Origin of the sequence: Bacteroides sp. Phil13, from assembly GCF_001940965.1 — a bacterium.
GTDB classification, from domain to species: domain Bacteria; phylum Bacteroidota; class Bacteroidia; order Bacteroidales; family Bacteroidaceae; genus Bacteroides; species Bacteroides intestinalis.
In genome coordinates this window covers 16,874-42,513 of sequence record NZ_MSHA01000058.1, presented here as the reverse complement: position 1 = coordinate 42,513, position 25,640 = coordinate 16,874, and the positions used below count along the sequence as shown (strand labels likewise).

The 25,640-nt window shown below is 46.8% G+C and carries 19 protein-coding genes; 14 read left to right on the top strand and 5 right to left on the bottom strand.

Going from position 1 to position 25,640, the window contains the following annotated elements; translation table 11 throughout:
- Positions 1–18: 18 nt before the first annotated feature.
- The 14 genes from BWI44_RS11445 to BWI44_RS11380 all read left to right on the top strand — a co-directional run bounded on the left by BWI44_RS11445 (position 19) and on the right by BWI44_RS11380 (position 18,302).
- Entirely contained in the window at positions 19–855 is an 837-nt protein-coding gene (locus BWI44_RS11445; protein ID WP_195209946.1) for a helix-turn-helix domain-containing protein, read from the top strand.
- Positions 856–982: 127 nt separating this feature from the next.
- Entirely contained in the window at positions 983–2,179 is a 1,197-nt protein-coding gene (locus BWI44_RS11440; protein ID WP_007219590.1) for a DNA-binding transcriptional regulator, read from the top strand.
- A gap of 54 nt (positions 2,180–2,233) precedes the next feature.
- Positions 2,234–5,389, top strand: coding sequence for a SusC/RagA family TonB-linked outer membrane protein (locus BWI44_RS11435; RefSeq protein WP_195209945.1), 3,156 nt, complete (start codon positions 2,234–2,236; stop codon positions 5,387–5,389).
- A 13-nt stretch (positions 5,390–5,402) separates the two neighbouring features.
- The gene (locus tag BWI44_RS11430) at positions 5,403–6,992 is read left to right on the top strand and encodes a SusD/RagB family nutrient-binding outer membrane lipoprotein (protein WP_229036252.1); all 1,590 of its coding nucleotides are present in this window, start codon (positions 5,403–5,405) and stop codon (positions 6,990–6,992) included.
- Positions 6,993–7,022: 30 nt separating this feature from the next.
- Positions 7,023–7,376, top strand: a complete 354-nt coding sequence (locus BWI44_RS11425) for a PKD-like domain-containing protein (RefSeq protein WP_007212120.1) — start codon at positions 7,023–7,025, stop codon at positions 7,374–7,376.
- A gap of 16 nt (positions 7,377–7,392) precedes the next feature.
- The gene (locus tag BWI44_RS11420) at positions 7,393–8,430 is read left to right on the top strand and encodes a glycoside hydrolase family 18 protein (protein WP_195209944.1); all 1,038 of its coding nucleotides are present in this window, start codon (positions 7,393–7,395) and stop codon (positions 8,428–8,430) included.
- A 198-nt stretch (positions 8,431–8,628) separates the two neighbouring features.
- Positions 8,629–9,750 carry an acyltransferase family protein gene (locus BWI44_RS11415; protein WP_061437250.1) on the top strand — a complete coding sequence of 374 codons (1,122 nt, stop codon included), beginning with the start codon at positions 8,629–8,631 and terminating at the stop codon, positions 9,748–9,750.
- A gap of 6 nt (positions 9,751–9,756) precedes the next feature.
- Complete coding sequence (locus BWI44_RS11410; protein ID WP_007219586.1) at positions 9,757–11,088, top strand: sugar MFS transporter; 1,332 nt, start codon at positions 9,757–9,759, stop codon at positions 11,086–11,088.
- Entirely contained in the window at positions 11,064–12,260 is a 1,197-nt protein-coding gene (gene nagA / locus BWI44_RS11405; RefSeq protein ID WP_195209943.1) for an N-acetylglucosamine-6-phosphate deacetylase, read from the top strand. Before BWI44_RS11410 ends, nagA begins: the two co-directional genes overlap by 25 nt.
- Positions 12,257–13,024, top strand: a complete 768-nt coding sequence (locus BWI44_RS11400; protein ID WP_007212115.1) for a glucosamine-6-phosphate deaminase — start codon at positions 12,257–12,259, stop codon at positions 13,022–13,024. Before nagA ends, BWI44_RS11400 begins: the two co-directional genes overlap by 4 nt.
- Positions 13,025–13,036: 12 nt before the next feature.
- Positions 13,037–14,587 (top strand): family 20 glycosylhydrolase, encoded by a 1,551-nt coding sequence (locus tag BWI44_RS11395; protein ID WP_195209942.1) that lies wholly within the window; start codon positions 13,037–13,039, stop codon positions 14,585–14,587.
- Between the two features lie 101 nt (positions 14,588–14,688).
- Positions 14,689–17,019: a glycoside hydrolase family 20 protein gene (locus BWI44_RS11390; RefSeq protein ID WP_195209941.1), complete on the top strand. Its 2,331-nt coding sequence runs from the start codon at positions 14,689–14,691 to the stop codon at positions 17,017–17,019.
- A gap of 173 nt (positions 17,020–17,192) precedes the next feature.
- Complete coding sequence (locus BWI44_RS11385; RefSeq protein WP_044533809.1) at positions 17,193–17,684, top strand: RNA polymerase sigma factor; 492 nt, start codon at positions 17,193–17,195, stop codon at positions 17,682–17,684.
- 9 nt (positions 17,685–17,693) lie between these two features.
- Positions 17,694–18,302 carry a hypothetical protein gene (locus BWI44_RS11380; RefSeq protein ID WP_118294965.1) on the top strand — a complete coding sequence of 203 codons (609 nt, stop codon included), beginning with the start codon at positions 17,694–17,696 and terminating at the stop codon, positions 18,300–18,302.
- Here BWI44_RS11380 and BWI44_RS11375 read toward each other — a convergent pair.
- From BWI44_RS11375 to BWI44_RS11355, 5 genes are all read right to left on the bottom strand, one after another.
- Entirely contained in the window at positions 18,283–19,770 is a 1,488-nt protein-coding gene (locus tag BWI44_RS11375; protein WP_195209940.1) for an MBOAT family O-acyltransferase, read from the bottom strand. The two genes, BWI44_RS11380 and BWI44_RS11375, sit on opposite strands and share 20 nt — an antisense overlap.
- Entirely contained in the window at positions 19,751–20,725 is a 975-nt protein-coding gene (locus BWI44_RS11370) for an SGNH/GDSL hydrolase family protein (protein ID WP_195209939.1), read from the bottom strand. The genes BWI44_RS11375 and BWI44_RS11370 overlap by 20 nt, the downstream gene beginning before the upstream one ends.
- A complete protein-coding gene (locus BWI44_RS11365; protein WP_118294996.1) occupies positions 20,679–22,052 on the bottom strand; it encodes an SGNH/GDSL hydrolase family protein in 1,374 nt (457 codons plus the stop codon). Before BWI44_RS11365 ends, BWI44_RS11370 begins: the two co-directional genes overlap by 47 nt.
- Before the next feature lie 92 nt (positions 22,053–22,144).
- Positions 22,145–22,438 (bottom strand): PG0541 family transporter-associated protein, encoded by a 294-nt coding sequence (locus BWI44_RS11360; RefSeq protein ID WP_007662202.1) that lies wholly within the window; start codon positions 22,436–22,438, stop codon positions 22,145–22,147.
- An 11-nt stretch (positions 22,439–22,449) separates the two neighbouring features.
- On the bottom strand, positions 22,450–25,620 hold the full coding sequence (locus tag BWI44_RS11355; protein WP_118294962.1) for an efflux RND transporter permease subunit: 3,171 nt from the start codon (positions 25,618–25,620) through the stop codon (positions 22,450–22,452).
- Positions 25,621–25,640 lie beyond the last annotated feature (20 nt).

Below are 25,640 nucleotides of genomic sequence, written 5' to 3'. Positions count from 1 at the left end.
ACTTTAAAAAGATAAAGTATGAATCCATTATTAACTACGAAAGCAGAAACCTTCAGATCCGGGACCGATAATCTGGAGTTTTACCACAACCGACTCATCAAATTAACGAATGGAGTCCTTTTATTCTGTTCCGGCGGAGAAGCGGAAATCACCATAGATCTGGAGAAGCATCACATTATACCGAATACGAACATTATGTTATTGCCCGGCTCTATTCTTTCGCTCAGATCGGCCAGCCCGGACTTCCAGATACACTATTTCGCTTATTCGGGCGAGATGATGAAGGTTGCCTACTTTCGACTGGATCCGGCATTCATGCATTTCATGAAAGAGAATTCCTGTTATACACATACCAGACTCGAAACCATACGCCCCATCCTGAGAATGATAGAGGCAAGCGCCGCCATCTATGCCGACAAGGAAAATCAGTTTCGCGAAAGCATTGCCCAGAACCTACTTCAGATATTCTTCCTGGATACTTATGATAAGGTACAGAGATATTTCACGAAGGAACAACTGGAGGGAGGCAACCGGAAAGGACAGCTGTTCAAAAAGTTCATCCACCTGGTACATACCAATTGTACCATGCAACGGGATGTAGCCTTTTATGCCGAGCAACTTTGTATTTCTACACGCTACCTTTCCGCTATTACTAAAGAGGTAGGCCAGATTTCCGCTAAAGAAATCATCGATGAGTTTCTCACACTGGAAATCAAAGTCGCCCTACAATCCACCAACCTCTCACTAAAAGAGATAGCCGACCGGTATAATTTTCCCGACCAGTCGTTCTTCGGACGGTACTTCAAGAAGCATACGGGAATGTCACCGAAAGAATACAGAGCAAAAAGAATATAATAGATAGAAAACAATTGCATTGACGCAAATCAACAATAAATAAACGCATACTGACGCATATCAACAAACACAAACAGCTTACATTTGCAGTGAACAATTAAAAAGCGAACCGCAAATTTAATACCGTATGCTGAAAGTACTGCTATTATCCGATTTTACCAGCGCGTACAGCCGCCTTTTATTAAAAGGTTTCCTGCGATATTCCATGGAAGTGGGCAACTGGCGCTTTTATCGAATTCCATTGAGCCGTGAAGACTTCAATGACGAAAAAGCAATCGAAACAGTCATTGATATTGCTCAGCGCTGGGGAGCGGATGCCATCATGGGACAGCTGTCCGAAGTAAATACCGAACGGCTGCGCTCCATAGGCATCCCCGTCATCCTGCAAAACTACACCAATCGTGTGGACGGCATATCCAATATTACCGGTGATTACTACGGCACCGGCGAAATGGCCGCCAACTACTTCTTACGGAAAGGTTACACTAATTTTGCTTTCTACGGCACCAGTGATACAATCTGGTCACGCGAACGTGAAGAGGGTTTCTGTACCCGCCTCGCCGAAGTAGGGCAGCATGCCTATATCTATAATGAAGAGAGCAACATCCGCTATGGCTCCACTTCCGACCAGCAGACCCTCCAAGCCTGGTTGCAGCAACTCCCCCATCCCACAGCCTTGTTTGCCTGCGACGACGTATTCGCCTTACGCATAACCGAAGTCTGCGGTATCAGCAACATTCAAGTCCCCCAGGATCTGGCTGTTTTGGGAGTGGATAATGACGAAATACTCTGCAATATGTCCGACCCTCCCCTTTCTTCCATCGTGCTGGATGTAAAGAACGGCGGATATCAGGCAGCCAAACTGCTGCACAGCATTGTGAAGGATAAGCAACTGCCACAATTCAATATCGTTATCAATCCCATCCGCATTGAACGCAGAAAGTCAACAGAAGGATACTCGGTAAGTGACAAACTGGTCCTTGGTGCCCTGAAACTTATTGAGACGGAGAACAACGGCCTTATCAGCATCACAGAAATACTGAACCGCCTTTGTGTTTCACGCCGTGTACTGGAAAAACATTTCCGTAAGGAAGTCGGCATTTCCATTTACCAATATATACTGGATTACCGCACTTCCTGTTTCGCCGAGAAACTGTTAACCTCAGACCTGCCCATCATGGATATAGCCTTTGAACTGGGTTATGAAGATTACATCAATCTTACCAAATCCTTTAAACGAATCTATCAGATGACTCCAACCCAATATAGGAATTACTATAAGTACGGGAAAACAACCACTATTATTAACCCTAATAACCAATGAGAAACAGTGAGAAATTTTATTCTTTTACCTAACTCGTCAGGAAAGAACACTTCAATGCGAAGTATCTTCCTCATTGTATGTATGTGCTGTAGCTTGATTACTCTGGCTCAAAGCAATTTCAAGGTATCCGGTATCGTTATCGGAGTAGACAAAGAACCCATTATCGGGGCTACCATTCAAGACAAAAGCAACCAGACAGGTGTCATTACCGATGTAGAAGGACGCTTTACCATCAATGCTTCTTCGCGCAACGCCGTGTTACGCGTCGGCTATATCGGAATGAAATCAGAAGAAATCAAAGTAGAAGGGCGTTCCCAAATCACCATCATCCTTCAGGAAGAAGCCGTGAAGATAGACGAAGTGGTAGTAACCGCCCTCGGCATCAAGCGTGAAGCCAAAGCTTTAGGTTACGCTGTATCTTCCGTAAACAATGACGCACTGACAGCCGGTAACGAGCAGAATGTAATGTCTGCCATCTCGGGTAAAGTAGCCGGTGTGGATATCTCTTCCACAACAGCAGGCCCTTCCGGTTCCACACGCGTCATTATCCGCGGTAATTCCCAGCTGACAGGTTCCAACCAGCCCCTATATGTCATCGACGGCATGCCGGTGGACAATACGGAACTGGAAGGTGCAGGCAAATGGGGTGGTTACGACTATGGTGACGTATTGTCCTCCCTCAACCCGGATGATATTGAAAACATTTCTATCCTGAAAGGCCCGTCCGCTTCCGCACTTTATGGCTCCAGAGCTTCCAACGGTGTTGTCCTCGTCACCACTAAGTCCGCCCAGAAGAAAAAGGGTATAGGTGTGGAGTTCTCATCCAACCTGAGCATTGTTAAATTACTGACCGGCTTCGACGATTACCAGCGCGTCTACGGTCAGGGCCGCGACGGGCGTCCCTCGATGTCCGGTCAGTCGGCATCGACTACTTCGCAAGTAGCTTGGGGTGGAAAGTTAGACCCCAACATGGATGTACATATCTATAATGATGAGATACGGAAGTATGGTAATGTGAACAACAACATCCTGAGTTTCTTCGATACCGGTATCACTACCACCAATGCCGTTGCCTTCAGCAAGACCAATGACTTGTCGGCTTTCCGTGTATCCGTATCTGATATGCGCAACTGGGATATCGTGCCCGAATCGGAACTGAGCCGTACCAGTGTCTCTTTTAAAGGAAACACCCAGCTTTCCAAACGCCTGACCGTAGAAGCACAGGCCACTTACAGTTACGAATCCGTGCAGAACCGCCCCGCCTTGTCCGACAGTCCGAGTAATCTTGGTAATGCCCTGATAGGTATCGCGCCGAGTTTTGACCAGAAATGGTTATCCAGTAACTACAAGGACGAAACCGGACGTTACAATGACTGGAACGGTGACAAATACCGCATCAACCCCTACTGGGTAATCAATGAAATGAGCAATAAGTCCAAACGCGACCGCCTCATCGGACAGGGACGCCTCTACTATGCATTCACCGATTATCTGAAAGCCAGCTTCAAAGCCGGTCTGGACTCCTACACCTTCCGCTTCACCGATTTCACTCCGATGTATACCCCCGGATTTACCGATGGAATGATGAAGGAAATGACCAACAACGTGATGCAGTACAACTTCGAGATGATGCTTCGTTTCCAAAAGCGTTTCGGTGATTTCGATGTATCGGCTTTCGTCGGCGGCAATGTGATGCGCTATGAGTACGAATCTATGATCCAGACCGGACAAACGCAGGTAATTCCCGGTTTACAGGACATCACCAACTATTCCAGCATAGAAACCGAACATGCCCTGGTGCGTAAAGCCGTGCGCTCCCTGTTCGGACAGGTCAGCCTGGGCTACAAAGAGTTTGCATACCTCGATGCAACGTTCCGTAATGACGTGTCGTCCACTCTAAGCCCCAAGAACCGTTCTTATTTCTATCCTTCGGTTTCGGGAAGCTTGATATTCTCCAACCTCTTTGAGCACAAAGAATGGTTCACCTTCGGTAAGTTGCGTGCTTCATGGGCTAAAGTAGGTGGTGACACAAGCCCCTATCAGCTTCAATTGGAATACGGTCTGAAACCTTATACCAATAAAGGAACTTCTCTGGGTTACATCACTTCCGGTTCCGTGCCTAATGCCAACCTGAAACCGACCTCGACTTACTCTTTCGAAGTAGGTATGGATGTGCGTTTCCTGGATAACCGTCTGGGACTGGACTTTACTTACTACCAACAGATAACCAAAGACCAGATCCTGTCATTGCCGGTTTCACAATCTACCGGATACAGCCGTGCCATGATCAATGCCGGTGAGATTTCCAACAAAGGTATCGAAGCTTCTCTGTCACTCGTACCGGTGAAAACCAAAAACTTCACCTGGGATGCCAATATCAACTTCGCCAAGAACTATAATGAAGTAGTGAAACTGCACGAAGACGTGAAAGACTTTGAACTGGCAGCCGCCCGTTGGGCCAACGCCTTCATCTACGCAAGCGAAGGACAACCTTACGGTGTCATCGTAGGTAAGAAACTGAACCGTACAGAAGCCGGCGAAGTGATTTATGAAAACGGTCTGCCTACTTTCGACGATAAAGTATCCGTATTAGGAAACGGCAACTACGACTTCACTTTAGGTTTCCGCAATGCTTTCTCTTACAAAAACTTATCAATGAGTGTACTGGTAGATATGAAATTCGGTGCGGACGTTTATTCCATGAGTAAGATGCAGTCGCACGTAAACGGTACTTCCAAAGAAACCCTGGAAGGACGCGAAGGCTGGTACGCCTCCGAGCAAGCCCGCCTGTCGGCCAACGTGGATGCCAAAGACTGGACACCGACCGGAGGTTATGTAGGTAAGGGAGTAAAAGCCGTAACCGATGCCGACGGTAACGTAAGCTATGTGCCCAACGATGTGTACGTAGATCCCGCCAAATACTGGCAAGCCTTGCAAAACTCTTCCCCCGAACCGTTCATCTGCGACAACTCTTTCGTGAAACTGCGTGAAGTATCACTCTCTTACTCATGCCCCAAGAAGTGGTTCGTACATACTCCTATCGAATCCGTCACCCTCTCGGCTTACGGTCGCAACCTGCTGCTGATCTATTCAAAAGTAGACAACATCGACCCTGAATCTTCTTACAACAACGGTAACGGACAGGGCTTCGAGTATGGCTCATTACCCTCACGCCGCACCTTCGGCTTCGGCATCAATGTCAAATTCTAAAACGCATATCAACATGAAAAATATAAAATGGAGTTCCTTATTTATCGGCCTCATCTGCCTGTGCAGCTGTGTAGACCTGACTGAACTGAACGAGAATCCAACCAAGGCAACCAGCATATCCCCGCATCTGCTGATTCCGACCATACAATTGACCCATTCACAATATATGCAGAACACCATCCGCTACTTTATCTACCCGGGTGCATTCGTCAACCACTGGATTGGCGGCTGGAGTATGCAGGAGTACGGTGGAAAAGCCAAAAAGAACATTGCCTACATGGAACGCCTCTGGGTAGCCTATTATCCCGATATCATTAAGAATGCCGTCGCACTGGTCAGCCAGACCACCGACAACCCGGAAGAAGTCAATCTGAATGCCATCGGACGCATCCTGAAAGTAGAGGCTTTCCTTAAACTGACGGATTATTACGGTGATATTCCGTACTTTGAAGCCGGAAAGATATACAATGAAAACATCGTGAAACCCCGATACGACAAACAGGAAGATATCTACATGGATTTCCTGAGCGAACTCCGCGCCGCCTCCGCCCAACTGGACGTATCGGCTATGGCTCCGCAGAACGACCTTTACTTCAATGGCGACATCGAGAAATGGAGACGGTTTGCCAATTCCTTATGGCTGCGCATCTCCATGCGCCTGCTGAAAGTCAACCCCACACTTGCCCAGCAAGAAGCCAAAGCGGCTTATGAGGCAGGAGTGATGACCTCTAACAGCGATATCTGTTATGTGGCGCACGAATCGAGCAGACTGGACGAAGGTCCGGGCAACGGATTTGCCAACCAGATGCTGGAAGATCCTACTTACAGTAACTACCGCATGACCAACGAATTGCTGGAAGCGCTGACTTCCACCAACGACCCGCGCACTCTCTACATCGGAGGCGCCTACTATACCGACAGCAAACGCACGGATATCACCTCCATTGTTTACGAAAAGACCGGTTCGTATCAAGGAGTACCGGCACAAGATTTCATCTACAATGCCTGGGCACCGGCTCTTACCATCAATATCGATGGAAAAGATGTAAGTGTAGCACACCACTACCAGAAGATGCAACCCTCTAAACTGCTGACTGATCCAGCATCTCCTTATATGCACCTTACTTATGCCGAAACAGAATTCTACCTGGCTGAAGCCGCTGCCCGCCATTGGAATGTATCTTCCGAAAGTGCCAAGGAACACTATAAGAAAGGTCTGGTAGCCGCCATCAAGCAATGGAGCCTGTTTGGCGCCAATGTACCCGATGACGCCACACTGGAAGCCCTCGCCGAAGAACAGTCTTCACTGCTGGATGCAGGCGACACCGAGGCGCTGGAAGAGATCAACAAACAACTGTGGCTGCTCTATATCCTCGACCCGATTGAAGCCTGGTCTAACATCCGGCGCAGCGGTATGCCGAGCAAGTACACCAAGTTCTACAACCTGGCTCCCACAGAAAACGAATCGGACGGCAAACGCCCCAACCGCATGATGTATCCGCTGGAAGAACAGATTAAGAACAAGGAAAATCTGGAAGAAGCACTCAGCCGCATGGGAGGAACAGACAACTGGACCAGTCGTGTATGGTGGGATAAAGAATAAGTTTACACAATTAAAAAGAACGGATAAATTATGAAAACCAAGTATATTTTTCTAATATTGTGCTTCCTGGGCATCGCCATGGGAAGTTGTAAAGACGACTCGGCAAGCAACCCGACCTTTGCCGATGATGAACTCTATATCTATACCGACATGTTGGAAAGTGTATCAGCCATAGCAGGCACCCTCACGGAATTCCCTATCCTGGTTTCTCCGGCAGACGGCAGCGTGTCCGTCAAGTGGTTGCTGGACGGTGAAGTGATCGGAACCGCCCCTACACTGAGCTACACATTCACCCAGACCGGAAGTTTCAAGCTGCGCTTTGAAGCGGTACGAAACGGAACCACTAATTTCAGAGAATTCACTTTAGTAGTAACAGCACCTTAAAAACATACGGATACCTATGAAATATCTGACTCTATGGGCACTTCTCTGCATCCTCTTCGGATGCGGAGGAACCTCCCAGGAAGAACCACCCAAGAAACCATCCAAGATTATCTTCGGATACCTGCAATATGAACAATTGCCCGAATACCAGATTCCCTGGGATCAACTGACTCACCTGAGCATCGCCTTCGGACGCGCCACAGAAGAAGGTGGCCTGGCTGATGCCGCCAACATCGAAAAGCTTTTGCCCATCTTCCGCGAAGGGCAAAAGAAAGGGGTGAAAGTTCTGTTATCCGCAGGTGGAGGCGGCAACAAAGCCATTATGGCGGGTGTACTGCTTAATGATACTTACCGCAACCGCTTCAAAAAGGAACTGTTGAAAGCTGTGGAAGACTGGGGATTCGACGGTCTTGACATCGACTACGAACACTGGGCAGGCGGTCCGGAAGGCTACGGAGAAGGCGACAAGGAAAAAGTAGCCCTCCTTGAAAACTTCTACAAAGAACTGAGGACGGAACTTCCCAAAGGCAAACTGCTGACTGCCGCCGTGAGTGCCGACTATCCGGAATGGAACGGGGGCTGGGGAAACTATAATGTATATACTAACTCGATGTTTGAATATCTGGACCTGGTCAATATCATGGTGTACGACTTCACCGGTGGTTGGAAATCATCGAAAGTAGCTCAGCACGCCAGCATGGAACACTTCCGCATGGCAGCCAAACGTTGGAGTGAAATCCGCGGAGTACCCAAAGAAAAGATTATCCTCGGAGTGCCTTTCTACGGTGTACACTTCGTATCCGCCGAAACCCCGGTAGGGGCTACACACATGCCGTACAAGGAGATTCTAACGAATTATCCCAACGAACAGGCCACGGAGAAGGACGAAATCCGACTACTCTTCTACAACGGCAAACCAACCATGCGTGCCAAAGCCGGGTATGTAAATGACAACGGTTACGGAGGTATCATGATATGGGCTATCTCGCACGATTCTCCCAACAAAGAAGAGAGTCTGCTTCAGGTGCTCTATGACGCTTTCACCGAACATTAAGCATCCTCTTGCAGAAGCCATATTCCGAAGACCTGTTTCATTAAAGGAAAGGATATGAAGCAATAAAACATCACATGCAAAAGATGGCATCTTTTGCTACAAAAGATGCCACATTTTGCAAGAGTAGAATAAAGCATCCGGGTGTTTTCATTTAATGAAGAGCATCCAAACTATTAATAATCAAAACATTCAGCACTTATGTCGGCCCCAAACAATAGATTACTTGCACTCGATGTAATAAGAGGGATTACCATAGCCGGAATGATACTGGTAAACAACCCCGGTTCCTGGCAGTCTGTCTATGCCCCGTTGCAACACGCACGATGGCATGGATTAACCCCCACAGACTTGGTTTATCCCTTTTTTATGTTTATCATGGGCGTAGCCATCCACTTTTCATTGCGCAAGTTCGATAAACTCAATACCACCGTCAGTCTGAAAATCATCCGTCGGACCGTAGCTCTCTTTGCCGTAGGAATAGCATTGGATTGTTTCTCCAAACTTTGTTACGGCACTTTCTCCTGGGAACATCTGCGTATTCTCGGTGTCATGCAACGGTTGGCATTGGCTTATGCAGGCGGAGCATTCCTGGCAATTCTTATTCCGAAGAAGTATTATCTTGCCACGGCAGGAGGAATTCTGCTGCTATATCTTGTGTTGCTGCAATGTTTCAACGGATATGTACATTCGGCAGACAACCTGATTGCGGTGATTGACGTCAAACTGCTGGGAGCGGGACATTTAATCAAAGAGGCCGCTGAGGGCGGTAGCTTTGCTTTCGAACCCGAAGGGCTGCTGAGTACGATTCCTTGTTGGGCGCATGTACTGTTCGGCACGTTCGTTGGAAGCCTGATTACGGGGATAGCGGAAAATAAGGAACGTATCCGTCAGATCGCCCTGTTCGGTACGGTTCTGTTGTTCGCCGGTTTCCTGTTACAATATCTCGATCCGATAAACAAGAAACTGTGGACGGCTTCCTACACTTTAATCACTTCCGGAACTGCTTCCCTGCTTCTTGCTTTACTGATAGATATCATTGACGTCAGGCAGAAAAAGCGCTGGTGCCGCTTCTTCGAAGCCTTCGGAGTGAATCCGCTTTTCATGTATGTAGTTGCATGGATCATCAGCGTACTGTTCGGATTGTCATTCATCCCGTGGGGCGAAGCAACCATCAGTGTCCGGGGAATTATCTACAACCGGACGCTGCAACCCTTGCTGGGAGATTATGCAGGATCTCTGGTCTATGCCCTGTTCTTCATCGGGGTGATATGGGCATTGGGATACATTCTCTATCGCAAACGTATTTATATAAAACTGTAAAAAGGTATGTTTAAAGGTAACGTTCAACAAAAGCCTTCCTCCAATCTGCTGCCTATGCTGATGCTGGGAACGCTGTTTTTCATCTTCGGACTAGTATCCTGGGTAAACTCCATCTTGATTCCCTACTTCAAAGTAGCTTGCGAGTTAACCCACACCCAGTCTTATCTGGTAGCCCTGGCATTCTACATCGCTTACCTTGTGATGTCTATTCCCGCTGCCAAACTGATCGGTCGGATCGGCCCCAAGCGGGGTATTATCGCAGGATTGTGGCTTATGGTAGCCGGGACCGTCCTATTCGTTCCGGCAGCCTACACCCGGGCCTATCCCGTCTTCCTGACCGGACTATTCACCATAGGTACCGGTCTGTCTATCCTGCAAACCGTAGCCAATCCTTATGTCACCATACTGGGACCCATAGAGTCGGCAGCCCGGCGTATCAGTATCATGGGGCTATGCAACAAGATAGCCGGAATCATCGCCCCCCTGCTGTTTGCCGCCGTCATCCTGAAATCAACGGATAGCGAATTGTTCGAAGTGCTGAAGAGTAACAGTGTGGCAGGTGCAGAGAAAGACCTCTTGCTGGACGAACTGATACGGAGGGTTATTGTCCCCTACTCGATACTTTCCCTGTTCTTGTTCCTGTTTGGCTGCGCGATACATTTCATCCGGCTGCCCGATCTGAGTAATGAACAGGAAAAGAGTACCCACTCTTCCGGTGACCACAAGTCTATCGGCTCGTACCCATACCTTATATTAGGAGTATTCGCCATCTTCTTTCATGTGGCGGCCCAGGTGATTTCCATCGATACGATTATCAGCTATGCCGAAAGTATGGGATTCAATCTGCACGAAGCCAAGATATTCCCCAGCATCACTTTGTCCTGTGCTCTTGTAGGATATTTCATCGGTATCCTGCTGATTCCCCGGTTTGCCAGCCAGCAACGCATGTTCCGTATCTGCACCGTAGGCGGACTGATATTATCGGTCTGTGTACTGGTGATTCCCGGAGAAGTACAGATGTACGGACATGCCACTTCCCTTTCCATCTGGTGCCTGAGCCTGATGGGAGTATGCAACGCACTGATCTATGCCGGAATCTGGCCGCTTGCCATACATGACCTGGGACGCTGGACGAACCTGGGTTCCTCGTTCATGGTGATGGCACTCTGCGGCAACGCTTTCATGCCGGTCATCTATGGACTGATAGCCGATCATTACGGATTACGGATCGGATATATCGTGCTGATTCCCTGCTTCCTTTATTTGATATTTTACGCATTCTACGGATATAAAATCAATCATTGGTCTGAATTATGGAAACTGAAAAAGGACAAATAACCAGAATTTATAACGGTGAAATCATCACTCCGGAACGTAACTTCGGAGTGGGAACCGTACTCATTGCCGAAGGAAAAATTATCGGCATAGAGTCGGGAAACTATGAAGTACCCGGCAGCATAGGTCACGATGCACACGGCGGCTACATCGCCCCGGGATTCATCGACCTGCACACACACGGCGCAGGTGATTCCGATTTCATGGATTGCATGGAAGAAGACTGCCTCACCATTGCCCGCGAACACCTGCGGCACGGAACTACCTTACTTTATCCTACCACACTGGCTTCGGATAATCAGGAACTGTTTCGCTTCCTCGATATATACGACCGGGTAAAAGATCAGCGTTCGGGTGCCGCTTTCGGTGGTTTACACCTGGAAGGCCCTTACTTTGCCTATGCCTTCAGGGGAGCACAGGATCCGCGCTATCTGCGCAACCCTTCTCCCGAAGAATACATGGAGATATTGGACAGGAGCCAGGATATCGTCCGGTGGAGCATTGCTCCCGAACTTCCGGGGGCACTTGAGTTTGGTGATATACTGCACCGACGTGGCATATTACCTTCCATAGCGCATACAGATGCCATTTATGAAGATGTGGTGGAAGCCGTGAAACACGGTTTTACCCATATCACCCACTTCTACTCCTGCATGAATGGAGTAACCCGCCGGAACGCCTTCCGCTATGCAGGTTGTGTAGAAGCGGGATATTTATTGGACGAAATAACCATTGAACTGATAACGGACGGCGTACATGTTCCGGCACCACTTATGAAACTGGCAGTAAAGAATAAGGGTGCGGAGAAGATTGCCTTAGTCACCGACTCCATGCGCGGTGCAGGTATGCCCGAAGGGAAAAGCATATTGGGCAGTCGTGCCAAAGGACGCGAAGTACTCATTGAGGACGGAGTAGCCAAGATGCCCGACCGCCAGTCCTTTGCGGGAAGCGTAGCTACGGCCGACCGCTTGGTACGGAATATGTACCGGATGGGAGAACGTCCTCTGGAAGAAGCCATAAGCATGATGACGCTCACCCCCGCCGAAATAATGGGCATTGCGGACAGGAAAGGAAAGATTGCCAAAGGATATGATGCCGACATTGTAATATTCGACCCGGATATCCGCATCAACCGGGTATTCATTAACGGAGAAACATTATTTGAACAACCATGAACATAAAAGAAATTAAGAAAGAAGCTTTACTGGCACGGATATGCGCTACCCGCCAGATTATGGGCGAAGATGCCGCACAAGCAGCAGCCGAAAGTATCAACCAATTATTAAAAGAAAAAGAGGAAATCAATATTCTGTTTGCAGCGGCCCCCTCACAAAACGAGTTTCTGGCCGCCTTGCAGAAGTATGCTCTTCCCTGGAACCGCATCCATGCCTTGCACATGGACGAGTACATCGGTCTGCAAGCGGATGCGCCTCAACGCTTCGGGAATTATCTCAAAGAACACATATTTGCCGCACTTCCCTTCAAGTCTATACATTATTTATATATAGAAGGCGCCTCACCCGAAAACATCTGCACCCACTATGAAGAAGTTCTGCAAAAGCATCCCATCGACATTGTTTTCATGGGAATCGGTGAAAACGGGCACATCGCCTTTAATGACCCGCATGTGGCATTGTTTGATGATCCCCAGCAGGTAAAAGTGGTATTACTGGACGAGGTATGTCGCACACAACAGGTACACGACGGTTGTTTCTCCAGTCTGGAGAAAGTACCCCAACAGGCAGTCACCATTACGATACCGGTTATGATGAAAGCTACCCGTATCTTTTGCATAGTACCGGGAAAGCCAAAGGCGAATGCTGTGAAAGAAACATTATACGGCCCTGTCAGCACCACTTGCCCGGCTTCTATTTTACGTACTCATCCCCATGCGACGCTTTATTGTGACCGGGACAGTGCGTCACTTTTATCCATCTAAAAAATAAAGACCATGAATCATACCCTTCGTTCCATATACAAAAGTTTACTTTTAGTAAGCGTATTCCTGTGCCTGTGTGTTCCGGCCCGTAGCGCAGCCCCTCCTTCCGACTTCAAAGTCAGGGCTTTCTATCTGGATTGCCGTACACAGGTAATGACGGTTTCGGCAATCAAGGAACTGGCGTCCGACCTTTCAAAGAAAGAGATAAATACTCTGCTGATAGAGTATGAAGCAACATTCCCTTTCCAAAAGCATGCCACTTTGTGTAATCAATTGGCATTCAGCCGCAGCGAAGTACAGGATATTGTAAGCTATTGCACTTCGCTCGGCATTGAAGTAATCCCGTTACAGAACTGTTTCGGACATTGCGAATACATATTAAGGCACGACCGGTACGCACATTTGCGTGAAGACAGTAAGGAAGTGTCGCAAGTATGTCCCCTCAAGATAGAAGAAGCTAAAAAGGTATTCCGGGAAATCTTCCGGGAAGTGGCAGAATTGCATCCGTCACCTTATTTCCATATAGGAGCTGACGAAACTTATCTGTTGGGAAGTTGCGCACAATGTTCCCAAGTAAATAAGTCGCGCCTTTTTGTTGACTACATAAAAGCCATGTGCGAGGTGGTCAAGGAAATGGGAAAGAAACCTATCATCTGGGCGGATATTATCCTGATGCACCCCGAAGCCGTTCAAGAGTTACCCAAAGATCTCATCTACGTTGACTGGAATTACGGTTGGGAACCGGACCGCTTCGGTAAACTGGATAATCTGCTGAAGCTCGGTGTAAAGATGTGGGGAGCAGCCTCCCTGCGCTCGGCACCCGACAATACATATCTGACCCAGTGGATGAAGCATTTCAATAACCTGGCTACTTTCCTGCCCTTTGCGCGTGCTCACGGATATGAGGGAATGATAGAAACTTCCTGGTCAACCAGCGGAACTTATGGTTTCCACTATGATAACGGTTGGGAAATAATCAGTATGCAACCCATCCGGCAGGTATATCCCATGTCAGGATTCCAATTGCTGATAGACGCTTATTGCAAAGCGGTTAATTCATCAGAAGCGATTCATGCCGAAACTTTCATAAAAGAGTATGCACAGCAACGCTATGGGCTGTCGGAGGACGAAGCGCAAACCTTTCTCAACTATTTCCTGCTTCCCCAAGAGTTAGTCCGTCACGGAAAGGATGCTAAAGGAAAGCCGATAGAACAGGTGATACAGGAATGTGAAGAGTTGAAAAGCAACTTCAACAAGATCGTTCCCCGGAAACAGGGCGGTGAATTCGAACATTATCGCCTGATGCTGGACCTGCGCATCAACTATCTTCAGTACAAAGAAGTGGAGTTCACCTACGAATCTTCGAAATATGATGTATCACAGGCTTCCGGACTTGCCACGCAACTTAAAAAAATCATCGGTGAAGCCGGGAAACTGGACAAACGTTTCATCAAACTCAACAAAGATTATCTGAAACCCGGACAAGCGGAAGAGATCAACGCATTGAGAAATGAGAAGATGAACGAACTCTACCGGACTTTAAGCAGACAAGCCGGTTTGTAGTTTTCTTCAGTACCGGAAGTATACTTTTGCGTCCGTTTATGTGAAAATTCGAAGATAATCACGTACATTTGCATTTGTACAATCAATTAAATACTAACACCATGAGAAAACTTAACCACGCACTTCTTGCAAGTGCTCTCGCCTTGGCATGCGCTTCGTGTACCGCGGAGAAAGAAGCTAACTACCAAGTGATACCTCTCCCCCAAGAGGTTAGTTTAACCCAAGGAAATCCGTTCAAACTGAACGAAAATGTTCTCATCGCTTATCCGGAAAACAATGCCTTATTGCAACGCAATGCTGAGTTCCTGTCGGAGTACATCCAACAAGCCACGAACTACGCACCGAAAACAAAGGCCATCGCGGCAGGAGAACAAGTGAAAAATGCAATTGTACTGGGGCTCGACCCGGGCATTGCAAACAAGGAAGGCTATGTGCTGACTACCACCCCCGAAGGAATCAGCATCAACGGACAAACCGAAAACGGAGTGTTCTATGGCATCCAGACTTTACGCAAATCCATTCCCGCCGAAGCCAAAGGAGCAACCGTCCTGATACCGGCAGGTGAAATTAAGGACGAACCGCGTTTCAGTTACCGCGGTATGCACCTCGACGTAGGACGTCACTTCTTCCCCAAAGAGTTTATAAAGAAATATATAGACTTGCTGGCACTGCACAATATGAATACTTTCCACTGGCACCTGACTGAAGACCAGGGCTGGCGTATTGAGATCAAGAAATATCCGAAACTTACGGAAATAGGTTCTCAACGCAGTCGTACGGTAATCGGAAGAAACACACAAGAGTACGACAATACGCCGTATGGTGGTTTCTATACACAGGAAGAAGCTAAAGAAATCGTGAAGTATGCGCAGGAACGTTACATCACGATAATTCCGGAAGTAGACTTGCCGGGACATATGCTTGCCGCATTAGCTGCTTATCCGGAAATGGGATGTACAGGCGGTCCATATGAAGTATGTCCTCGTTGGGGCGTATTTGAAGACGTACTTTGCATCGGTAATGATAAAACCATGCAATTCCTGGAAGACGTAATGAGTGAAATCATCGAAATATTCCCATCAGAATATGTACATATCGGTGGCGATGAAGCTCCACGTACCCGTTGGGAAAAATGTCCGAAATGCCAGGCACGTATCAAAGCGGAAGGGCTGAAAGCTGATAAAAAACATACCGCAGAAGATCGCCTGCAAAGTTATTGCATGACACGTATCGAGAAGTTCCTGAACAGCAAGGGACGCCGGATTATCGGCTGGGACGAAATTCTGGAAGGCGATGTAGCCCCCAATGCGACAGTAATGTCATGGCGCGGAGCATCTGGAGGCATAGAAGCGGCACAAATGGGACATGATGTAATTATGACGCCCAACACCTATTGTTATTTCGATTATTATCAGACGGCAGACACCAAGGATGAACCGCTGGGTATCGGTGGATATGTACCCATAGAAAAGGTGTATAGTCTGGATCCTACTTTCGATCTGAATGAAGAACAGAAAAAACATATTATTGGTGCCCAAGCCAACTTATGGACAGAGTACATAACTACCACCGAACATGTGGAATACATGGTATTACCCCGTATGGCTGCCCTTGCCGAAGTACAATGGACACAATCCGAAAAGAAAGATTTCAAAGATTTCACTAAACGCTTGGCTCGCCTGATGAAGTTCTATCAAAGAGATGGCTTCAACTATGCCAAGCATGTATTCGATTTGAAGGTCGACTTCACACCGGATGTTGCCAAGAAAGCGGTAGTAGTCACATTGAGTACTATTGATGACGCTCCTATTTATTATACATTAGATGGGACCGAACCGACTACAGCTTCATTGAAATACACAGAGCCTGTTGCCATTACTGAAACAGCAGATTTCCAGGCAGTGGTTATCCGCCCGGAAGGAAAGAGTAAAGTGGTGAATAAAAAGATTTCTTTCAATAAGGCTACATATTGCCCTATCGAACTGACCTTCCAGCCTTCGGAAAAATATAAATTCGGAGGTGCTATCACCTTAGTAGATGGTATGAAGGGAAATGATAGCTATGCCACCGGAGCCTGGTTAGGCTTTGTAGGTGGTGATGTGGAAGCCATCATCGACCTGGGACAGGAAACAGAAATCAAGCGGGTAGCTACGAACGCCATTGTCGATATGAGTGCCTGGATTATGGGAAGTACAGGGGTGGTAGTCTCTGTATCTGACGATAACAAAGAGTTCCGCGAAGTAGCCGTTAAGGATATTCCGGCAGAAACAAACATTGATAAGAAAGGTGTGGAAAACTATGAGATAACTTTCGATCCGGTGAAAGCACGGTATGTGAAAGTTGTCATCAAGCGCAGCCCTGCCCTGCCGAAAGGACATGCAGGCGAAGGAAAAGCTGCTTATATGTTCATTGATGAAGTAGAGGTGGACTGATAAAATACAGGAAGACCACTCAGTATCATTTCTCATAACGCTGATTGAGCGGATTATACGGATTCATTTAATTGCAAATCCGTATAATTCGCTCAATTCGTATCTGAATAATTATTCTCAAAGCTTGTAATCGAATACTCTGTCATGCGACTAATGAAGTAAAGAGTTAAATTATGGACACTAGAAAGTTGGAAAAGCAATTCGTTGACTTCGTGACAGAATATAAACAGATTATCTACAAGGTCTGCTATATCTATGCCACAGACAGTGACAGTCTCAATGATCTGTATCAAGAGACCGTGATAAACTTATGGAAATCTTTTCCTCGCTTCCGGGGCGAGTGCAAAGCATCTACCTGGGTTTATCGGATTGCGTTGAATACCTGTATATCTTTTTTCCGCAAATCCAATTCAAGACCGGTCGTGGTTCCCATCACTATCGATCTGGAATCAGCCTTTGCCGATGAAGAAGAAAAGACATCCCAACTCCGTGAACTTTATCGCATGATAAACATGCTGGGCAAACTGGAGCGCGCGCTGATTTTGCTTTGGCTTGAAGAACGGAGTCATCAGGAAATTGCTGATATATTGGGGATCTCCAAGAATTATGTGGCCGTAAAACTCTATCGCATCAAAGAGAATCTGAAAAACATGTCTAACTCTTAAAACTGAAAAATGATGAATTTAGATGAAATGAAAAATAGTTGGAATGTCCTGAACGAGCGTTTGGAACAGAATGAGATATTGAATAAGAGAATCATTGAAGAAATGGTTGCAAGTAAAACAAAATCGGCTTATGATAGTATTTATAATCAGGAATTACGAGGACTTTATATCCTCCTGCTCGTCGCCCTGATTGTACTGCCCGCAAACAGATTTCTGGGAATCAATATGAAACAGAGTTCATTCATACTTCTGGAAGCTGTAATGTTTTTGGCTTTGCTTTTTCAATCAGTAATCCTTTATAGTTTATCCAAGTTTAAGCTGAATTATATGAAAGTGAATGAGTTGACCCGTACAGTCCTGAAATATAGAAAATTCTATAGCTATAACAAGAAGTACGGTACCATTCTCGGCCTTGGCTCCGTAATAATCTTTATGATTTCAGAGAGTAAAATTACCAATCCCTACGCTTTCCTACCTGTATTGGCAGTAATGATTATAGGCTGCATCTACAGTTATACGAAACTGAAGCTGCACGAACAAAAAATCAAAGAAGTAGAGCAAGGACTGGCAGAACTGAAAGAGTTTGAGAGTGAGACTATCAGAACTGGAAGTAAATGAAAGGCTGAATCTCCGTACTCTTCATCTGGATTACCAAGTAAATTAAAGCAAGCATCAGAACCGCCTTTCCCATCAGGGGGAGGCGGATCACTGTTTTACAACAAGCATTCTCCCAACGGTCGGGGCAGAAATGCAGGCAGAACCCCAATGCCATCAGTGCAAACACTTCCCAATAGCCTGCAATCAATTGCGGAAAAAGTTGCGGGCGGAAAGTGGTACAGATCTGTTTGATCATATCCAATGAAGTGGAAAAGTCGGCATTGCGGAAGAATATCCAGCAGAAACAAACAAAATGGAACGTGATAAGTATGCCAAAGAAACGGCGGATGCCGTGGCTTTCTTCCCCTTTCTTTCTTCCGGTCAGCGTCATCCAGAATTTATGTGCCGCCAAAGCAATGCCATGGAACAATCCCCAAATGACAAAATTCCAGGAAGCGCCATGCCACAAACCACCCAAAAACATGGTTATGATAAGGTTGGCATACTGACGGATTTTTCCTTTCCGGTTTCCACCCAAAGAGATATAAAGATAATCTTTCAGCCAACTGGAAAGTGAGATATGCCAACGCCGCCAAAACTCCGTAATAGAGGCCGACTTATAAGGAGAGTCAAAGTTCTTATTAAAATGAAAACCTAACAACAAAGCTATTCCGATAGCCATATCACTGTAACCTGAGAAATCGCAATAGATTTGCAAAGCATATCCATAAACACCCATCAGATTCTCGACTCCGGAATAGAGCGTAGGATTATCAAAAATACGTTCTACAAAGTTCACACTGATATAATCCGAAATAATCGCTTTCTTGAACAGACCGCTTGCAATCAGGAATATACCCTTTCCGAACATCTCGTGGGATACGAACAAAGGGCGGCGTATCTGTGGGATAAAATCACGGGCACGCACAATAGGGCCTGCCACCAACTGCGGGAAGAAGGAAACATAAAAAGCGTAGTCCAGCAAATTGGTAAGAGGGGTTATATCTTTGCGATACACATCGATCGTGTAACTGAGCGATTGAAAAGTGAAGAATGAGATGCCCACAGGGAGGAATATATCATAATGATGAAACGTACCGCCCGCAAGCGAAGCAAAAACATCTCCCAAGAAATTGGCGTACTTGAAGTAACAAAGCAAACCGAGATTGATGAAAAGGCTCACCACTACCCATGTTTTACGTTGCCAGCCTACGGTACTGACCGCCATGAGACGGGCTATGAAGAAGTCCGCCACCGTGACAAGCGCCAACAGGAAAAAGTAAGTGCCGCTACTTTTATAATAGAAATAATAGGAGAATGCGGTAACAAACAACAAGCGTGCAGTCAGACGGCATTGCAACAGCAGATATATCAGAATAAATGCTGCAAACAACCACAAGAAAATGCCGCTACTGAATATCATCGGCGCTTGCGGATCATACACAAATATATCTCGCAGACAGTTGAAGTCAATATCCCACATAATCATTATAGGCTTTTAAAAGGGCTTGATAAAATAATTCTCCCTGCAATACGTATCCCTCAGGAAGATAGTGCACATGGTCCGGGCGCATCAGTCCGGCTTCCTGCCAGTTCGGGCAGGCACGTTGTCTTCCGCCCACAGCTTCGTACATATCCCACACGGCAAGACCATTGTCATCAGCAAAGCGACGCATGGTTTCTACGGCAATTGCAGTACGGGGATTAATGGAATAGGTGCGGCGGCGAATTTTCCGGAAACTGTCGTAGGAACCGGGAGGAGTTGTCATCAGTAAGGGTACACTGGGCAGGCTGTCGCGAAGCATACGCACCAGTTCATCCATTTGTCGATAATGCAAGATAGTGTTATAACGCCGGTTATGGCTTTCGTTTGTTCCGAAAGAAAGTATAACCAGATCGGGATGCAGGGCGACAATATCAGATATGCGGTCAGGACGGGTAAAGGTGGTACAAAAAGCACCGTTGATACCTATATCAGTATAAGAAATAGCACCAAAAGTTTCTGTCAGCAGCGTTCCGGTAGTACGGGGCAAGATACGCCCACGGATATGGCTGTCACCGATATGCACGATACGGATGGTATCTGTAGAAAAGCCGGCATGCAACAGACGCAACTTTTCCCAAAAAGGATTGAGAATGCCAAGGCTATCCGTCAACTCATTCTCACCAAGTTGCTGAAAGCCGGAAGGAAAAGCTATTTGAGGAACTGCAACAGTATCCGTACGCTGGGAATAGGAACGGAGCGTATCACAATTTGCCGTGGCTTCGCTGATAAGGGGACAGGATGGAACAGAATCCTGTGCACGGAGGGAAACAGTGCAGAAGAAAAGAAAGGCGACAGTGAGAATAGCCTTCAGGGACGAAAAGAGAAGAGAGGCCGTGTCTAAAAAATAAACTTTATTCCGCTTCATAAGCCCTCCTCCTGTCGTACTGTTCCTTTCCATATACAAGCGCTTCATAAAGCAAACCTGCCAAGTGCTTACCTCCCCGGAAATTAATATGCGTATAGTCATAATTCGCCAAAGAAGGCTTGGCATGTACCAGATTTGCCATGCTTCCCTCTCCTCCCATCGCTTCGAACATATTCCAGAAAGCAATGTCGTTATCTGCCGCCAAGTTTTGTTGGTAACGCACCAGATTTTTAATACCGGGCATTGTGCGCAGGGTACCATCTTCCGTCTTATAGTCCCGGTCACCCACGCTAACTATCAAAATACCTGCTTGTGGAAATGCGTCCTTCAAATGATCAATGGTGGTCTGCATACCTGCAATGTATTTGTCATAATTCCGTCCACGTTCAGTAGCAACGTTCAATCCGTATTGCAAGATAATCAGGTCATAAGGACGCTGCTCATTAAATTCATGCATCATCCATACAGGAATGGAGCGCAGAGACAAGCCCGAACTGCCACGCAACGAGAAGTTATCCAGAATAATTCCTTTTTTGCCATCCATAGCCAAACCATAGAATAAGGTAGAGTCCGCCTCATCAACCGTCCAACGGACAGAACCTATATTTCCATTTACCTGCATTTCCTGCAAGTCATCTGTAGCCAGGAAAGTACGGGTTTGCTTTTCATTCCGGTTGACATTCACAGAAAGGGTAACCTCCCCTTTGCTATAAAAAAAGATAGAAGCCTGTTCACACGTATCCAAATGTGAAGCATATTTGTTTTGTCCCTTCAATTCCACATAAGCACCAGGACGGGGAACAAAGTAATGTCCGGAAATACCTTGCTTCTTGCGGTCAAAGAAAGTAGAGTCCATTACAGAATGGCTTTGCCAACCACCAAACGAATGGCGCACAGTAGGGCGGAATCCACTGGTCATGGAAGTAATGGTTACAAAACCTACTCCGCAACCACCATATTTATCCTGCAACATATTGCGCAAATCCGCAGTAAGAATATCCGCTTCAATGAAGGAATCTCCGAAAACGGCAATACGTACCCGGCGGGGGCGTTGCGCCAATTCATCCAAAGCCCGGTAAAAAGGTGTCATGCCACGCAGAGTAGAGTCGCTGTAGTCTTCAATGCACGTCATACCCGCACGGCAGGTATCCACAAAAGCAGGTTTCACCTTCGGCGGGGGCGGAAGCAAACTGTCCGGTTCTTCCGCAATATCTTTCTGAGTACGCACGTCACCCAGCAAGTCGACACGCCTCATCACGTGTTCACCTACCGTAAAACTGGGCAGGAAGTACATCAGTAACAATCCCGCCAATATAATCAATGCCCAAATGCAAGTATATTTCAGATAATTCTTTTCCATGTTGCCCATAAAGGAGCTGCAAAGATAGGGAAAAGACATAAAAAGAAAGGGAAATCTTCACGTTTTGTAAGATTTCCCTTTCTTCCTCACAACTATATCGTCTTCTCAATGTTCCAGACAAATGCCCGGAGACCGAGTTGCTGGGTCTCCTCGTCTATCCGGTGAAGTGCATCGAGCAACGGGTCTACTTTAGCTTCGTCTACAATAGTAATAATAGCAGAGCACATACTGGGCCATGCATGACTCCCATAGTGCGGCTCGCCCGTCTTACTGCCACGTCCCTGCACTTGCTGCCAATAGCTGAATCCACGGCACCCCTGGCGATCAAGTAACGCCATGATGCGCTCGAAGAACGCCTGGTCAAATGTTATAAATACGGATTTCATATCTTTTTGATTTATTGTTTTTTGGGTTTTGTCATCTTCTCCTTATGAGCCTGATAGTAATCATTCAGTTCACGGTCTTTCTTGATCTTGCGACGATTACGCCTGATACCAACACCGGCAAACGAACAATAAAGCACGGGAACCAGGATCAGCGTCAAAATGGTAGATACCGTCAGACCACCGATTACAGCCACACCCAGCGGACGCCACATCTCGGCACCTTCACCTTGCCCTACAGCCATCGGCACCATACCGAGAATAGTAGTCAGCGTAGTCATTAATACCGGACGCAGACGGCTACGGCCTGCCGTAACCACAGAGTGAAGTACTGCCATACCACGCTCACGACAGAGGGTGATGTAGTCAATCAACACGATACCGTTCTTCACCACAATACCAATCAACATGATGCCACCCAGCAAACTCATTACGTTCAAGTTGGTGCCCGTGAAGAAGAGGGCCATCAACACACCACTGAATGCAAACGGGATGGAGAACATAATAATGAACGGATAACTCAAAGACTCAAACTGAGCAGCCATTACAATAAATACCAGAATGATAATCAGCACAGCCAGTGTACCCAAATCAGAGAACGAATCTTGCTGGTCCTCATACGAACCCGAGATCTGGATAGAAATACCGCTCGGCAAGTCCATCTTATCAATAATGGCATTACCATCAGCTACCACATCACCCAACGGAACTCCGGAAATAACGGCAGATACCGTCACAATACGTTCACGGTCCTTACGCTCGATAGTAGGAGGAGCCGAACGCTCAACCACTTTACCTAGGTCCTTCACACGGATACCTTCACCGGAAGGTGTATAAATAAGGATGTTCTCCAAATCTTCAATCTTTGTACGGAACTCAGGAGCATAACGTACACGGATATCGTATTCATCACCATCCTCACGATAATAGGAAGCCAAGGCTCCGTTCACGCGATTACGCAGATAACCGGAAGCAGTTGACAGATTCAGTCCATGTAATGCCAGTTTCTCACGGTCAAAGTCTACCTGATATTCAGGCTGGTAATCCTGACGGCTGATGTTTACCTCACTCACACCTTTTACATTCAGTAGTTTCTCTTTCAATTCGGCCGAAACTTTATCCGTAGCGGTAAAATCATAACCATATACCTCGAAGTCGGCACTAGCCTGGGCACTCATACCACCGGTACTACCACCAAGGATTACCTGCGCCTTGTCCAATTCGGGATAGGCCTTCAAGTCTTCACGCATCTCATCACAGACCGTTTCCAACTTGACTTTACGTTCTCCCGGACTCACCAAACTGATGTTAAAACTGATAATATGGCTACCATTGTCCTGCATGGAAGCAAAAGTATTATCCGAATCAGCCTGTCCTACAGTATAGTTACAAACTTTCATTACACCTTCGTAGCGTTTCATCCACTTATCTGTCAGTTCCGAAGCCAATGCTTGGGCACGCTCTACACGGGCACCGATAGGAAGTTGCAGCTTCACACCAATACGGCTATTATCAGCCGCCGGGAAGAATTCCGTACCAATATACTTGGCGCAGAACAAACTTGCCACAAAGAAAGCAGCACAACCAACCATGATAGTTATACGATGACGTACAGCCCAGTCCAAACGATTTTGATACCATACATCGAGAGCATCAAGCGCACGCTGAATCGGTGTATAAAGAGCGATGAACATCTTGCTCTGCTTCTTCTGCAAGCGCAAGAGCTGTGCACACATCATCGGTGTAAATGACAAAGCCGAAATGGTAGAAACAGTCATGATCACACACATCATCCAACCCAACTGGCGGAACAGCACACCGGACATACCGCTCACCATAGTCAACGGGAAGAATACCGCAATCATGGTCAGCGTAGAGGCTATAACGGAAATAGCCACCTCGTTCGTGGCATGAACTGCTGCTTGCTTCGGCTCAGACCCTCGTTCAATATGGGTCGTCACATTCTCAAGTACTACAATGGCATCATCCACCACATTACCGATAGCAATGGAGAGACAAGAGAGCGAAATAATATTCAGCGAACCACCGTCTATAATACCCAGATAGATGAATGAAGCTACCAATGACATCGGGATGGTGATACAGATAATAACCGTAGCCCGCCAACGTCCCAAGAATACAAACACTACCAGGATTACGAACAACATGGCGTACATGATAGTCTCCTCCAAACTGTCAATGGTATTCAGAATGTTATCAGAAGTATTGACAATGATACCCAGTTTCACGTCACTCGGCAATGATTTCTGCAACTGCGGCAGCATATCGATAACCTTTTGTGAAATAGCCACAGAGTTGGCACCGGATTGTTTCTGTACCACAATCATAGCACCTTGCACACCATTACTGTACGTCTTCTGCGCACGCTCTTCCACTGAGTCCACTATCTTTGCCACATCGCGCAGATAAACGGAAGCTCCGTTGTGCGTGCCCACCACAATGTTCGCCATCTCCTTGGGGTCCTTGAACTCTCCCTCCACACGGAGTGAATAGGTATTGTTTCCCACATCGAAGGTACCACCCGGAGTATTTCGGTTTTCAGCACTGATGATGGAACTGATGGTTTCCACTGAAAGGTTATAAGCATCCAGTTTGTTAGGGTCGCAATAGACATTCACCTCACGCTTGGGTGCACCGGAAATAGACACCGTACCCACACCCGGCACACGTGCCAGCGGATTCACGATGTTGTCATCCAATATTTTATAAAGTGCCGGCTGACTTTCTTCCGCCTGAACGGAGAGCAGCAGGATAGGAATCATGTCCGTACTGAACTTAAAGATAATAGGCGTCTCCACCTCATCAGGAAGCTGAGAACTTACCATATCCAGTTTATCGCGTACATCATTCGTCAACACATCTATATCATATCCATATTCAAACTCCAGTGTAATCACAGAAATGTTTTCTGAAGATCTGGAAGTAATATGTTTCAGGTTGCTGACAGAGTTCAGCGTATTTTCTAACGGACGGGTCACATTGTTCTCAATATCCGACGCACTGGCTCCCGCATAGGAAGTCATCACCATGATGGTATTGGTCTCGATATCCGGATAAAGGTCTACCGGCAATTTTGACAAAGAGAACAGACCAAATATCGCTACTGCCAAAAAGCAGAGCGAGGTCATAATCGGTTTTTTAACCGCTCCTTCGTATAAACTCATGTTGTCTTTTTTAATTAAGA